Here is a 13,685-nt window from a genome sequence, read left to right as displayed (position 1 = left end):
ATGCTATCGTGCAATAGTGGTACGCGACCGGTGTATCCGATCTAGACTAGGATGGTACGATGGTGCGGACAGGTCGCGAGGAGTTGCGTTTAAAAGTGAGCAGAGCGGCGACCAATAGGACATTGACAAGGGCGAGCCCAAGCAGCACCGACAGCAAGCCCGACGCGCCGACATGCTCCAGCAAGAGAGCGCCCAGCGAAGGCGCGGCGGCCTGGGCAATCAAGCTTGGCATGGCAAGCCGTCCCATCAGTTTCGCGTAACCGGGGGCGCCAAACAGCGCCAGAGGCAACGTGCCACGCGCGATGGATTCCAGGCCGATGCCGGCGCCGTAAAGCGCAAGGGCGACGGGCAGCATCGGCAGTCCGGTCCACAGCGCAGCAACGCCGAAGACGACAAATGCCACCGAGGCCAGTTTGGTCCATATCGGATGATGATAGCGGGCGATGGCCATCTCTACGGCCCGGGCACCGACCTGCGAAGGGCCAACCAGCGCGCCAAGGCCAACCGCGGCAGCGAGTGCAAGCCCAGTCGATTGCAACACGGTCAGCAGATGCACCGACAATGTCGATGATATGACCGCCGACAGCGTGATGCTTGCCGCCAGCGTGGCCATCAGGGGCAGGCTGCGCGGCGCCAGGCCGGCTTCCGGGCCGGTGGCCGCCGCGAGCGGGGGTTCGGCGGGAACGCCACGCGGCAGCACGAGCAGATAGGCGGGCAACGCCACCAGGAGCTGGATTGCCGCATACACCAGGCACACGCCGCGCCAGCCGAACGCATCGAGCAGAAGCGCCGAAATCGGCCAGCACACCGTGCTGGCGAAGCCGCCAAACAGCGTCAGGCTGGTGATCGTCGAACGGGCACCGCGCCCATACAGCCGTCCGAGCGTGCCGAAGGCCGCATCGTAAAGGCCGGCGCCCATTCCGAAACCCATGATGAGCCAGCCGGCGACGAAGACGGGCAGGTTCGGCGACGCGGCAAGCACGGCTTGGCCGATGCCGAGGCAAACGGCGCTGAAGGCGAGTGTCATGCGGCCGCCATGGCGTTCGATTGCCGCCCCGACATGCGGCGATATCAGGCCCGCGACCAACAGCCCGAGCGACAGGCTGCCGATCACCCAGGGAAACGGCCAGCCGGTTCGAGCCGACACGGCAGGGCCAATCACGGCCGGCAGGTAGTAGGAAGAGCCCCACGCCATGATTTGCGTGAGCCCGAGCGTCGTGACGATGACGCGACGGTCCGGCGTCGATTGGTCTCGGCTCATCAACGGGCGGGATAGGTCACCGCTTCACCATCCTCCTTGGTGAAGCTGACCACGGGGTGGTCGAGCAAGTCCAGCACCAGTTCCGACGGCCGGCAAAGCCGCGTGCCGCGCGGGGTCTCGACAATCGGCCGGTTGATAAGAATTGGATGGGCGAGCATCTGGTCGATCAACTCGTCCTCGCTCCATTTTGCGTCAGCCAGGCCCAACTCGGCATAGGGCGTGCCCTTCTCACGCAGCAGCGCCCGCGCGGGCATGCTCATGGCCTTGAGCAGGCCGACAAGGCGAGAGCGCGAGGGTGGATTTTTCAGATACTCGATGATTTCGGGCGTTTCGCCGCTCGCTTCGATCAGAGCCAGCGTGTTGCGTGACGTGCCGCAAGCCGGGTTGTGATAGATGGTGACAGTCATGGTGCTGCCCTTTCGGTGTGTGCGACGGTCGAGGCTGGCGAAAGCAGCCAGCTCATCGTGCCGGCGGCGATGAGTGCGCCGGCCAGTTCGGCGACGATGAACCCGGGAAGGTCGGCAGGCCGAATGCCGGAAAAGGTGTTGGACAGCGAACGCGCCAGGGCAACCGCGGGGTTGGCGAACGACGTCGATGCCGTGAACCAGTAAGCGGCGGTGATGTAGAGACCGACCAGCCAGGGAACAGCTTTCCGCTCGAACCGCACGCCCGCCAGGATGACGGCGACCAGGCCAAAGGTCGCGACACCTTCAGACAGCCATTGAGCGCCGCCGGTGCGTATATGCGTTGAGGCCTGCACGAACGACTGGCCGAACATTGCGTGCGCCGTCACCGTGCCGGCAATGCCGCCGAGGGTCTGGGCCACGATGTACAGTCCAGCCAAGCTCATCGGCAGCTGCCGCAGGACTGTGAAGACCAGCGTGACCGCCGGATTGAAATGCGCTCCGGAGATGGGCGCCAGGATGGTGATGAGGACCACAAGAATGGCGCCTGTCGGCAGCGTGTTGCCGAGCAACGCAACAGCTTTGTCCTGCGTCAGCGTCTCGGCCATGATGCCGGAGCCGACCACCGTGGCGACGAGGAAAGCAGTACCGAGCGCCTCGGCCGCGACACGGCGCGGCACGCTGTATTCAGGCATCGGCACGGCTTCCATCGTTCGGGACGCAGCATGTCGGGTTGAGCGCCGGCGAACAGATTTCCGGCCGGCCGGAGCAGCAATCCTCCATCAAAAACCGGATAAGGCCGGTCAGCGCGTCATACGCGGCGCTATAGACAATCGACCTGGAATCTCGCCGCGCAGCGACCAGGCCGGCGCGTTCAAGTTCCTTCAGGTGAAAGCTGACGTTGGAGGGCGAGACCTCCATCTGCTCGGCCAGGACGCCGGCGGCGATGCCGTCTGGCCCGGCAATGACCAGCCGCCGCAAAAGCCTCAGGCGCGTTTCCTGCGACAGCGCCCCGAATGCGGAAAGGGCTTGACGTTCATCCATATTTCAATAATCCTAAAAATATCAAAATAAGGATTACCGCAGATGGTCGGCCCTGACAACACCGAATTCGACCACCCCGAATTCGACCATATCCTGCCGCCCGGCTCGGCCGACATCACCATAGAGGGCTTGCTTGGGTTCCTGTCCGCCCACGGGGAAAAAGCCCTGGTGTTTGTCTATGACGGACACGCGGTGCGGTCTGGCTACCACGTGACCGAAGTGAAGGCCGGCCAGTTCGCCGCGCTCGATTGCGGCGCCAATCCCGAATCCTGGTCGGAGATCTTTGTGCAGTTGCTTGATGTGGATGAGGCCGAACGCACGCATATGCCGGCGGCCAGGTTCTCAGCCATCATCCGCAAGGTAACCGAGCATGTCGGGCTCGACCATTCGGCCAAGCTGACCTTCGAGGTCAGCGACGGCGTGCGGCCCATGCAACTCTACAGCGCGGCCCTGCCCGAAATCGTCGCGGGCACCGTGCGTGTCGACTTGTCACCGCGGCCAGCGAGCTGCAAGCCGCGCGACCGATGGCTCGAGGCGCAACAGAAGGCCAGCGTTTCATGTTGCACCGGCAATTGAGGGAAAGCCGTGCTGCAGCTGACATTTGGCTGGCCGCCGAGCAGAGCCCACGCGGATTGGACACTTCACCCCAGGGCCAAAGGGCCGTGTTCATGGCTCCGATCAGCCAAAGTCTCGATGACCCGGCATTCAGCCACCCGGCCGCAGGCGCACTCATCGACCATGCGTGCCAGCTCCAGTCGCAGAGCGTTGAGGCTGGCGATCCTGCTCTCGACTTCCGCCAGCCGGGCCTTGGCTATGGCGTCGGCTGACGCACAGGACTGCTCTGGTCTGTCCTGAAGCGCCAGCAGCGTCCGAATGGCGTCGATCTCAAAGCCCAGTTCGCGGGCGTGTTTGATGAAAGCCAGCCTCGAAACGGCGCCCTTGGCGTAGCGTCTTTGCTGCCCGTCGGTGCGCGGTGGCGCCGGCAGCAGGCCGATCTGCTCATAGTAGCGGATGGTGGGGACCTTCACCGCCGTTCGCCGCGAAAGCTTGCCGATTGAGAAATCCATAAAACCCCTTGAACCTCTAGTGGCTAGAGGAACTAGAGTGGCTTGAAACATGGAGATTTTCAATGGCTCACGATTGCTGCGCTCACGAAACAACGATCTGCGCAGGCCCGCCGCCTCTGGTGCTGCCGGCCGGGATCGGCAAGGCGGAAGCGGCAGGTGTGGGCTCGGCGAATGCCTCATGCTGCTCGGGCGGCGTGGCCCTCTTCGATGGCATGGATATTCGCTACAAACGCGTGCTTTGGGCTGTCATTGCGATCAACGGCGCGATGTTCCTCACCGAGATGGTTGCCGGGCAGCTGGCCGGATCGCAAGCCCTCAAGGCCGATGCCTTGGACTTCCTCGCCGATACCGTCACCTACGGCCTCAGCCTCGCCGTGATCGGCGCGACCCTGCAGACACGCGCGACGGCGGCCTTGTTCAAGGGCCTGTCGCTGTTCGTTATGGCGCTGTGGGTGTTCGGCTCGACGGCCTACCAGACCATGATCCTCGGCGTTCCGAGTGCGGAGGTCATGGGTGTCATCGGCTTCATGGCGCTGGCGGCAAACCTCGCCTCCGTCCTGCTGCTGCGTCCCTACAAGGATGGCGACGCGAATGTCCGCTCGGTCTGGCTTTGCTCGCGCAACGACACCATCGGAAATGTGGTGGTGATGGCTGCCGCCATAGGGGTTTGGAGCACATCCACCGCCTGGCCGGATCTCGTCGTCGCCGCACTGATGGCCGGGATATTCCTGACCTCGTCCGTTCAGATCCTGAGACAGGCTTGGTCTGAGTACAGCCAGGGCCGACAGCTTGCTGCCGCGGAATAACAAAAAAGCCCGGACGAACCGGGCTTTTTGTCTAAGCGTCTGAACCACATAAAACGGTTCGAAACGGGAATTTGGTGCCCAGAAGAGGACTCGAACCTCCACTCCTTGCGGAACACGGACCTGAACCGTGCGCGTCTACCAATTCCGCCATCTGGGCTGGTGCGGGCTCATGTAAGCGGGCAAGTGATTGCTGTCAACGCGCTTTTTTCAAAGCGGTTCGCCGCTTGCCGGCTCAGCCCTCCAGCACTTCCTTCGACGCGACGGTGGAATCGGCGTTGAGCTGGTAGATGACCGGCACGCCAGTGCCGAGTTCGAGCTTGACGATCTCCTCGCCCGACTTGCCGTCCAGCGCCATGATCAGCGCGCGCAGCGAGTTGCCGTGGGCGGCAACCAGCACGGTGCCGCCGCGCAGCACGTGCGACTGCATGTCATGCAGGTAATAGGGCCAGACGCGCGCGCCGGTGTCCTTCAGGCTTTCGCCGCCGGGCGGCGGCACGTCGTAGGAGCGGCGCCAGACGTGCACCTGGTCCTCGCCCCATTTCTTGCGGGCATCGTCCTTGTTGAGGCCGGAAAGGTCGCCATAGTCGCGCTCGTTCAGCGCCTGGTCGCGGATGGTCTGGAGGTCGCTCTGGCCGACGGCGTCGAGAATATGCTGGCAGGTCTTCTGCGCCCGGACCAGGGCGGAGGTGAAGGCGATGTCGAACTTCAGGCCACGCGCCTTCAGTTTTTGCCCGGCGGCCTTGGCCTCGGCATGGCCCTGCTCGGTCAGGTCGACGTCGCGCCAGCCGGTGAACAGGTTCTTCAAATTCCATTCGCTCTGGCCGTGGCGCACGAGCACGAGGGTTCTCGACATGTTTGCTCCCTACAATCGCTACAAGATGTGACGGTCCGCCTCAGCTTAAGCCGAGCACGTCCCGCATCGAATACAGCCCCGGCTTCTTGCCGCGTGCCCAAAGCGCCGCCTTGACGGCACCGCGGGCGAAGATGGCACGGTCCTCGGCATGATGAGACAGCGTGATGCGCTCGCCGGTGCCGGCCAGGATCACGCTGTGGTCGCCGACGACAGAGCCGCCGCGCAGCGTGGCAAAGCCGATCGAGCCGGTTTTTCGCACGCCTGTGTGGCCGTCGCGTGAACGCACGTCATTGCCGGCCAACGCGATATCGCGTCCGGCGGCGGCAGCCTCGCCGAGCAGCAACGCGGTGCCGGACGGCGCGTCGACCTTGTGCCTGTGGTGCATTTCGAGGATCTCGATGTCGAAATCGTCGGCGTCGAGCGCGCGCGCTGCCTGTTCGACCAGCACCGCCAGCAAATTGACGCCGAGGCTCATATTGCCCGACTTGACGATCGTCGCGTGGCGCGCGGCGGCAGCAATTTTCGCATTGTCTTGCGCCGAGCAGCCGGTGGTGCCGATGACATGGACGATGCGCGCCTGTGCCGCGTAGCCGGCAAACTCGACCGTCGAGGCCGGCGTGGTGAAATCGAGCACGCCGTCGGCCTTGGCGAAGGCCGGCAGCGGATCGTCTGATATCGGCACATTGATGATGCCGATGCCCGCCAGCTCGCCGGCATCCTTGCCCAGATGGGGTGAGCCCGCCCGCTCGACGGCGCCGATGACGCGCGCGCCCGGAATGGTGTGGATGGCGCGGATCAGCGTCTGGCCCATGCGGCCGGCCGCGCCCACGACCACGAGGCCCATATCGCCTGTAGGCTTGCCATCGCTTGCAGGCTTGCCGGTCGTTGCCGATGTCTCGCTCATGCCGTGCTCCCGGCGATGTTCCGCGTCCCTAGGTCTCGACCCGAAGTTTGGATCGGCGCGCTGTCGTCGACAAGCCCCAGGCCCTTGACGCCCTGTATGCGGTGGAAGCGGGCATAGATGCTGTCCGGGTCGGCCATCAGTGTCGCGTGCGTGCCTTCCTCGACCAGCCGTCCCTCTTCCAGCACGATGATGTGGTCGGCATTGATCACCGTCGACAGCCGGTGCGCGATGACGATCGTCGTGCGCCCCTGCATGACATGCGTCAGCGCCTCCTGGACGCGCGCCTCGGCCTCGTTGTCGAGCGCCGATGTGGCCTCGTCGAGCAGCAGGATCGGTGCCTGGCGCACGATGGCGCGGGCGATCGAGACGCGCTGGCGCTGGCCGCCGGAAAGGGTCGAGCCGCCTTCGCCGACCGGCGTGTCGTAACCTTGCGGCTGCTGGCGGATGAACTCGTCGGCTGCCGCCTGTTTGGCCGCCTGTTCGATCTCGGCGTCCGTGGCCGACAGACGGCCGTAGCGGATGTTGTCGCGGATCGTGCCCTCGAACAGATAAGGTGCCTGCGCCACATAGGCGATCGACTGCCGCAGCGAATGCTTGGTCACTTTCGAGATGTCCTGGCCATCGACCTCGATGGTGCCCTGGTCGACGTCGTAGAAGCGCTGCAGGAGCGCCACCAGCGTCGATTTGCCGGCGCCCGACGCACCGACGATCGCCGTCACCTTGCCGGCGGCGGCGGTAAAGCTCAGATCCCTCAGCACCGGCAGGTCGGCGCTGTAGCCGAACGTCACATTGTCGAACCGCACCTCGCCGGTGGTGATCCTGGCCTCGACGGCATCGGACGCGTCGCCCTGTTTCGGCTCCAGGTCCAGCAGCTCGTAAATCATGCGCGCGTTGACCAGCGCACGTTCCATGCCCACCTGTGTGCGCGCCAGGCGTCTTGCCGGGTCGTAGGCCATGATCAGCGCGGTGATGAAGGAAAACACCGCGCCCGGCGGTTGCCCCAGCACCAACGCCCGGTAGCCGGAATAGGCAAGCACGGAGGTAATGGCGAGGCCGCCCAGGATCTCGGAAATCGGCGACAGCCGCTCCGAGACGCGGGCGATCTTGTTGTTACGCTGCTCGGCCGTATCGGCCATGATGCCGATGCGGCGTGCGAGTTCCTGCTCCAGGGTGAAGGCCTTGACGATGGCGATGCCCTGCGTGGCCTCCTGCACGGATCCGTTCAGCCGCGAATTGATCAGCACGGATTCCCGGTTGATGCGCCGCAGCCGGCGGGTGATGTAGACGACGGCCCAGATCAGCGGCGGGCCGATCAGCAGCGAGCTGAGCGACAACACCGGATCCTGGTAGATCATGACGCCGACGAGAGCGACCAGCGTGACCGCGTCGCGGCTGATTGAGGTCAGCGTCAGCGACAGAAGATCGCGAACGCCGCCGACATTCTCGTTGACCTGTGCCGCCAGCCGACCGGAACGCGTATCGTTGAAGAAGTCGACGCCGAGCTTCATCAGATGGTCGAAGCTGCGCTTCTGGTAGCGCGCGACCAGATTGTTGCCGATCTTGGCCAGCGCGACGGCCTGGCCATAGCCGGCGAAGCCGCGCAGCACCGAGGCGCCCATGAAACCGGCGCAGATCCAGACGATCATATCGCCGCGCCGTTCGTAGAATATCTGGTTGATCATCGGGGCCATGATCCACGCCGTGAAGGCAGTGGTGCCGGAAACAATCAGCAGGCAGGTGACGGCAACGACATAGGTCCAGCGATACTCATTGCCATTTTCAGCGAGGATGCGGCGGAGCACCGCCGTGACCTCGCTGGGCCGGACTTTCTGTTTGTGTGGGGCTTGAAGGGTCAAATCGGGAGCGCTTTGTGGTTTTCCGCCTCGTAGGACCGGGCTGCAAATTCGGCACCCCTCTTAGCGCCATGCGGCCGGCTTGCCTATGGCCGCGGCTGATTAACTTCGTCGCGGGCGCCCAAGCGGATCGCGGCCCTTGAGCTTCAGGCCTGCCAGCGCCGGCCCGCCGTCTGGACGCCGAATAGCGACGGGTTCCTGGCATAGGCGGCAAGGCCCAGAAGTGCGGCCAGCGGATGGGTGATGACATAGACCGGCATGGTGCGCATCAGCGCGCTGTGCGGCGCCTTGTCCTCGAAGGCAGCGCGAAAATTGCCTTGCTTCAGCGCCGGCACGATCTTCTGCGCGATGCCGCCGGTCAAGAACACGCCGCCACGGCTCATGAACACAAGGGCAAGGTCGCCGGCGGTGCGCCCGAGGCAGGTGACGAAAGTCTCCAGCGCTTCCTGCGCGACCGGATCGGTCTTGGCCAATGCCGCGCCGGTGACCTCGGCCGGCGTGGTGAAGGGCGCTGGCTTGCCGTCGGCCTTGGCCACCGCCCGGTAGACGTTGACGAGACCGCGTCCGCACAGGATCTGTTCGCCCGAAATGCGGCCCTCGAGCTTCTCGATATGCGGGAAAACCTCGAAATCGCGTGGCGTGCGTGGGCCTATGTCCATATGGCCGCCCTCACCGGGCACCGGGATCCAGTGGCGCAGCGCATGGACCAGCCCGGCAACGCCGAGGCCCGTTCCGGGTCCGAGCACCACACGTCCGGCATTGGGCTCCGGCGTGCCGCCGCCGATCTTTTCCATGTGCTCCTCGCCGAGCGCGACGACGGCCAGCGCCTGCGCCTCGAAATCGTTGAGCACGACGATGTCGCTCAGGCCGACATTGGCAAACATCTGCTTGGGCTTGACCACCCAAGGGCAGTTGGTGAGTTCGATCTCGTCGCCGTCGACTGGCCCGGCCACCGCCAGCACCGCCGAATTGGGCCGCACCGACGAGCGGTCGAGCACGGCCGCCTGGATCGCCTCGTCGATGGTGTTGTAGTTGGCGGTCTGGACGATTTGCGGCTCGGTAGGTTCGGAATTGGCGTCGAGCACGATCGAAAAGCGCGCATTGGTGCCGCCGATGTCGCCGATCAGGATCGGAAACCGCAGCAAAGTGTCGTCATCGCCTGCCATGCTCTTCGTCCGCCTCGTTCTCGGCAGCTTCTCGCTGCCTCGTCGTTGACTAGCGCATGGTCCCGCAAAGGGAAAGCCGCTTCAGTGCCAGTTTTCAAGCGCCGGCGCCGCCCCTCACCTGCCTGCCGGCATCCTCTCCCGTAAACGGGGCGAGGGACGCTATCATTGTGCGCGGCGGTCAGTTCGCCGGCGGTCGCGGACGTGGCACCGGAGCGCCCATCCTGGGGGTGGCTGCGAACGCATTGGCCGCGCTTGGCAAATCGCCAGCGCCGCTGACCGTGGTGACGGGCTGTGCCGGCGCTTCCGGTTCGGATGCGACCACCGCGACCGGCACGGCGCCGCCATGGTAGGTCGCGGCTTCGGCCGAGGCCGGCCCCGGCGCGTCGAGCACGGCGCGGCATTCGCTGGGCAGGTTCGCCATCGTCATCACGTCACGGGCTTTCGGCGCATCGGGGTTCTTGTTGGGCCGCCACGGCTCCTGCGTGAACCACCAGGCCAATGGCTTGCCACAGCCGTCATCATCCGGCGTCGTTTCCTGGGCCTTGCAATTGGGCGAACCCGGCTGGCAGCCGATGCGCATGTGGAAATGATAGTCGTGGCCCCAGAACGGCCTGACCTTGCGCAGCCAAGCGCGGTCGCCCTTGACGGTGTCGCAGAGCTTTTTCTTGATGCCCGGATTGACCAGGATGCGCTCGACTTGCGGATAGCTTGCCGCCCGTTTCAGAAGCGCCGTGTGCTGCGGCGTCCACAATGCGTCCTTCACCAGATGGGTCTTCTCGTCGACCATCAAGGTGGCGCTCATCGATTCGCGCTGTGCCGTCGACAGCGGTCGGCTGGGCATCGGCGTCAGCCAGATATCGGCGTCGAGGCCGATCTGGTGCGAGGCATGGCCGGTCATCATCGGGCCGCCGCGCGGTTGCGAAATGTCGCCGATCAAAAGGCCGGGCCAGCCATCGGCGGCAGCGTCGCGCGACAATTTCTCGATCACCGCGATCATCGCCGGATGGCCCCAGCGGCGGTTGCGCGAGGGGCGCATCACCTCCCAGGTCGGGCCGTCCATTGGAATGGCGACGCCGCCGGCGAAACAGCCCTTGGAGTAGAAGCCGATCGACTGCGCCGCGGTCGCCGCCGGCAGTTTCTTGGCGCCGAACAGGTCTTTGGCCCGCTCCTCGGCCATTGCAGGCTGCGCAGCGAGAGCGAGCAGGCCAAGTGCCGCCGCCAACAGTGATTTCTTGCCCAGCCGCATCGCCGTATTCATGAAACCGGATCCCCAACGCAAGCCCAAGACCGAATCATAGCACGCAACAGTCAGCGCTTCATCGGGCTGCGCGCCTCGCCGTCGCGCCAGTTGCCGTCAGCCCACATATGGTCGAAGGCGGTGCGGTAATCCGGAAAGCGAAAACGATAGCCCGCCGCCTTGATCGCCGCATTGGCGACCCGTTTGTTTTCGCCATAGAAGGACCGCGCCATGGGCGAAAGTTGGGCAGTGTCGAAAGGAATTTCGGGCGGCGGCGTGACGCCCATCAGCGACGCGGCATAGGCGACGACATCCTGCGGCGGCGCCGGCTCATCATCGGTGACGTTGAAGATGCCGCCTTTGTTGCTCCCGATGAGCTGCCAGAGCGCGCCGGCAATGTCGTCGCAATGGATGCGGTTGAACACCTGGTCCGGCTTGACCAATCGCCTCGCGGTGCCGTTTTCCAAATTGACCAGGGCGTTGCGGCCCGGACCGTAAATGCCCGATAGCCGCAGGATCGCCACCGGCCGGCCGATATCCCGGCCGAGCTTCAGCCAATCCTGTTCCGCCGCGACCCGCATCACCGAGCGCTTCGACACCGGCCGGCATTCGGCTGTTTCATCGACCCAGGCGCCGGCATAATCACCATAGACGCCGACGGTGGAGAGATAGCCGATCCACTCCAGCGCCGGCATTCGAGCGATCGCCGCGCGGGCGGCATTCAGCACGGGATCGCCGGCGTCGTCGGGGGCGACCGAGATCACCAGATGCGTCGTTTTCTTCAGCGCCTCGCCGACTTCAGCGGTCAGCGCGCCGTCGAACAACAGCGGTGCGATGCCGGCCTGGCGCAGCGCCTCGAATTTGTCGGGCGAGCGCGTGGTGCCGATGATCGCGGCAGCACCCGGGTTGGCCCGGGCAAAGGCCTTGCCCGAGTAGCCGGCGCCGAAGATGAAGACCTGTTTTTCGCTCATGCATGTGCCCTGGTTGGCCGCGCCAGGCGCCATTCCTCGCGCACCGCCGCATCGTTCTCGGTTGCCAGGCCGATGGCGGCCCGTTCGGCATATTCGGCATCGGGCACAAGCCGCGCCAGCGCCCATATTGCCGCGCCCCGCACCAGAGGCGAGGCATCGTCCAGCAGTCCGCGCACGGTGCCGGCGAGCGCGGGATCACCGGAATTGCCGGCTGCGATCAAAACGTTGCGGAGGAAGCGGTCGCGGCCGATGCGCTTTATCGGCGAGCCCGAGAAGAAGGCACGGAAGGCCGCATCGTCCAGTTCGAGCAGGTCGGTGATCGCCGGTTCGCGCAGATCGTCGCGCGCGGCGAGTTTTGCCTCGGAAGCCGCCCTGGCGAACTTGTTCCAGGGGCAAGCGGCTAGACAATCGTCGCAGCCATAGATGCGGTTGCCGATCGCCTCGCGGAATTCATGCGGGATCGGCCCTTTGTTCTCGATGGTGAGGTAGGAGATGCAGCGCCGCGCATCGAGCCTATAGGGCGCCGGGAAGGCATCGGTCGGGCACGCATCGAGGCAGGCGCGGCAGGAGCCGCAATGGTCGATCTCGGCCCGGTCGGGCGCAAGTTCGGCGGTGGTGAAGATAGTGCCGAGGAACAGCCAGGAACCGTGTTCGCGGCTGACTAGATTGGTGTGCTTTCCCTGCCAGCCCAGGCCCGCGGCTTCCGCCAGCGGCTTTTCCATGACCGGTGCGGTGTCGACGAACACTTTGACGTCGCCGCCGGCGCGCGCGACGATCTTGCCGGCGATCTCCTTCAGCCGCCCCTTCATCACCTCGTGATAGTCGCGGTTTTGCGCATAGACCGAGATCGCGCCCCGGTCGCGCCTGGCCAGCAGGTCGCGCGGATCGTGGTCCGGTCCGTAGTTCATCGCCAGCACGATGATAGAGCGCACTTCAGGCCAGAGCGTGGAAGGCTCGCTGCGCCGCGCAAGCGTCTCGGCGATCCAGTCCATCGAGCCGTGAAAACCGTCGGCGACGAATTCGGCCAGCCGCGACGGCGCCAACGGGATCGCATCGGGAGAGGTGACGGCGACGGCGTCGAAGCCGGCGCGACGCGCCTCCGCGTCGATCAGCGCGCGCAGTTTCGCGGCGTCAGAAGTCGAGGTCCGCATAATGCGACACCGGCGACAGGCCGCGCACCCGGTCGGTCAAAAGCGGCCGGAAGGAGGGCCGCGACTTCACCCGCGTGTACCACTCGCGCGCGGCAGCGTGTTCACGCCAGTCGATCTCGCCGAGATAGTCGAGCACCGACAGCGTCGCGGCGGCGGCGAGATCGGCATAGGTGACCCTGGAACCGGCCAGCCAATGGCGGGTGCCGGCCAGCCAGTTGGTGTATTTCATGTGCTGGCGGATGTTGGCGCGCGCCGCACGGATCGCGCCTGAATCGGGTGAGCCGCCGCCCGCCGTTTCCGGCATGATCGGCTTCAGCACGCGCTCGCGCACCAGATGCCTTGTGACCTCGCTTTCGGCCTTGTTGAGATACCAGTCGATCAGCCGGCGGATTTCGGCACGCTGCATCGGGTCCTCGGCAAACAGCCGCTTGTCGCGCTTCAAGACCCCGCGCGTCTCGTCGAGATATTCCGAGATGACCGTCGCACCGACGATCGGCACGTCGCCTTCGGCCAAAAGGATCGGCAGCGTGCCGGCCGGGTTCAGCGCCAGGAACTCCTTGCGCCGCGTCCACGGCTTCTCCTCGATCAGCGCCAGCTCCTCGCCATACTCGCCAAAGGCGAGGCGGACAAAGCGGCAGGTGGCGAACATGGGATGGTGGAAAAGCGTCAGCATGGTTCCGCGATGATAAAGCGCACTGGTGTGGTTCGGATTTGAAGTTCCTGTCCCCTCAACGGCATCCGCGTTCAGGAACTTCAAATCCAAACCACACCAGAACTTAAGTTGGCAGTGTGGCTCAGAATCCGGAATTCGCGCATCGCGCTCGTCCCAGCTGTGGCGAATTCCGGATTGCCACACTGGCGAATCGCAGGGCGCACCGGTAAGTCTTGGCCGCCCGGTTAGCGGGCCGTCAGGGTGCTGCGACCTATAGGGGGACTTGCAGGCCATGACAAGCAAGCCGTTCTGTCAG

Annotated in this window: 15 protein-coding genes and 1 tRNA gene; 2 read left to right on the top strand and 14 right to left on the bottom strand. The window is 65.0% G+C overall.

Annotated features, from left to right (window positions below; genetic code table 11):
- Positions 1 to 46: 46 nt before the first annotated feature.
- The 4 genes from X741_RS154205 to X741_RS154220 are packed head-to-tail and all read right to left on the bottom strand — an operon-like array spanning position 47 to position 2,709.
- Complete coding sequence (locus X741_RS154205; RefSeq protein WP_023777706.1) at positions 47 to 1,261, bottom strand: MFS transporter; 1,215 nt, start codon at positions 1,259 to 1,261, stop codon at positions 47 to 49.
- Entirely contained in the window at positions 1,261 to 1,668 is a 408-nt protein-coding gene (arsC, locus tag X741_RS154210; protein ID WP_023777705.1) for an arsenate reductase (glutaredoxin), read from the bottom strand. Before arsC ends, X741_RS154205 begins: the two co-directional genes overlap by 1 nt.
- On the bottom strand, positions 1,665 to 2,360 hold the full coding sequence (locus tag X741_RS154215) for an MIP/aquaporin family protein (protein ID WP_023777704.1): 696 nt from the start codon (positions 2,358 to 2,360) through the stop codon (positions 1,665 to 1,667). The genes arsC and X741_RS154215 overlap by 4 nt, the downstream gene beginning before the upstream one ends.
- The gene (locus tag X741_RS154220; protein ID WP_023765328.1) at positions 2,353 to 2,709 is read right to left on the bottom strand and encodes a metalloregulator ArsR/SmtB family transcription factor; all 357 of its coding nucleotides are present in this window, start codon (positions 2,707 to 2,709) and stop codon (positions 2,353 to 2,355) included. Before X741_RS154220 ends, X741_RS154215 begins: the two co-directional genes overlap by 8 nt.
- Before the next feature lie 42 nt (positions 2,710 to 2,751).
- Between X741_RS154220 and X741_RS0134520 the strand changes: the two genes are divergently transcribed.
- Positions 2,752 to 3,285, top strand: a complete 534-nt coding sequence (locus X741_RS0134520) for a DUF6428 family protein (protein WP_245272698.1) — start codon at positions 2,752 to 2,754, stop codon at positions 3,283 to 3,285.
- Positions 3,286 to 3,350: 65 nt separating this feature from the next.
- On the opposite strand, the gene X741_RS154225 is transcribed toward X741_RS0134520, so the two are convergent.
- Positions 3,351 to 3,776 carry a helix-turn-helix domain-containing protein gene (locus X741_RS154225; RefSeq protein WP_023777703.1) on the bottom strand — a complete coding sequence of 142 codons (426 nt, stop codon included), beginning with the start codon at positions 3,774 to 3,776 and terminating at the stop codon, positions 3,351 to 3,353.
- A 62-nt stretch (positions 3,777 to 3,838) separates the two neighbouring features.
- Here X741_RS154225 and X741_RS154230 point away from each other — a divergent pair, with 62 nt between their 5' ends.
- Positions 3,839 to 4,582: a cation transporter gene (locus X741_RS154230; protein WP_023777702.1), complete on the top strand. Its 744-nt coding sequence runs from the start codon at positions 3,839 to 3,841 to the stop codon at positions 4,580 to 4,582.
- Between the two features lie 72 nt (positions 4,583 to 4,654).
- On the opposite strand, the gene X741_RS154235 is transcribed toward X741_RS154230, so the two are convergent.
- The 9 genes from X741_RS154235 to X741_RS154275 all read right to left on the bottom strand — a co-directional run bounded on the left by X741_RS154235 (position 4,655) and on the right by X741_RS154275 (position 13,390).
- Positions 4,655 to 4,739, bottom strand: a tRNA-Leu gene (locus tag X741_RS154235).
- A 75-nt stretch (positions 4,740 to 4,814) separates the two neighbouring features.
- A complete protein-coding gene (locus X741_RS154240; RefSeq protein WP_023777701.1) occupies positions 4,815 to 5,435 on the bottom strand; it encodes a 2,3-bisphosphoglycerate-dependent phosphoglycerate mutase in 621 nt (206 codons plus the stop codon).
- 40 nt (positions 5,436 to 5,475) lie between these two features.
- Positions 5,476 to 6,339, bottom strand: coding sequence for a 4-hydroxy-tetrahydrodipicolinate reductase (gene dapB, locus X741_RS154245; protein ID WP_023777700.1), 864 nt, complete (start codon positions 6,337 to 6,339; stop codon positions 5,476 to 5,478).
- The gene (locus X741_RS154250; RefSeq protein ID WP_023777699.1) at positions 6,336 to 8,195 is read right to left on the bottom strand and encodes an ABC transporter ATP-binding protein; all 1,860 of its coding nucleotides are present in this window, start codon (positions 8,193 to 8,195) and stop codon (positions 6,336 to 6,338) included. Before X741_RS154250 ends, dapB begins: the two co-directional genes overlap by 4 nt.
- Positions 8,196 to 8,338: 143 nt before the next feature.
- Entirely contained in the window at positions 8,339 to 9,358 is a 1,020-nt protein-coding gene (locus X741_RS154255; protein ID WP_023777698.1) for a glucokinase, read from the bottom strand.
- 178 nt (positions 9,359 to 9,536) lie between these two features.
- Positions 9,537 to 10,616 (bottom strand): penicillin-insensitive murein endopeptidase, encoded by a 1,080-nt coding sequence (mepA, locus tag X741_RS154260; RefSeq protein WP_023765321.1) that lies wholly within the window; start codon positions 10,614 to 10,616, stop codon positions 9,537 to 9,539.
- Positions 10,617 to 10,666: 50 nt separating this feature from the next.
- Complete coding sequence (locus X741_RS154265; RefSeq protein WP_023777697.1) at positions 10,667 to 11,566, bottom strand: SDR family oxidoreductase; 900 nt, start codon at positions 11,564 to 11,566, stop codon at positions 10,667 to 10,669.
- Positions 11,563 to 12,717, bottom strand: a complete 1,155-nt coding sequence (gene queG, locus X741_RS154270) for a tRNA epoxyqueuosine(34) reductase QueG (RefSeq protein ID WP_023777696.1) — start codon at positions 12,715 to 12,717, stop codon at positions 11,563 to 11,565. Before queG ends, X741_RS154265 begins: the two co-directional genes overlap by 4 nt.
- Positions 12,698 to 13,390 carry a glutathione S-transferase family protein gene (locus tag X741_RS154275; RefSeq protein ID WP_023777695.1) on the bottom strand — a complete coding sequence of 231 codons (693 nt, stop codon included), beginning with the start codon at positions 13,388 to 13,390 and terminating at the stop codon, positions 12,698 to 12,700. The genes queG and X741_RS154275 overlap by 20 nt, the downstream gene beginning before the upstream one ends.
- Between the last annotated feature and the right edge of the window lie 295 nt (positions 13,391 to 13,685).

The organism is Mesorhizobium sp. LNHC221B00 (assembly GCF_000502935.1).
Taxonomy (GTDB): domain Bacteria; phylum Pseudomonadota; class Alphaproteobacteria; order Rhizobiales; family Rhizobiaceae; genus Mesorhizobium; species Mesorhizobium opportunistum.
This window is presented reverse-complemented; position numbering and strand designations above follow the sequence as displayed.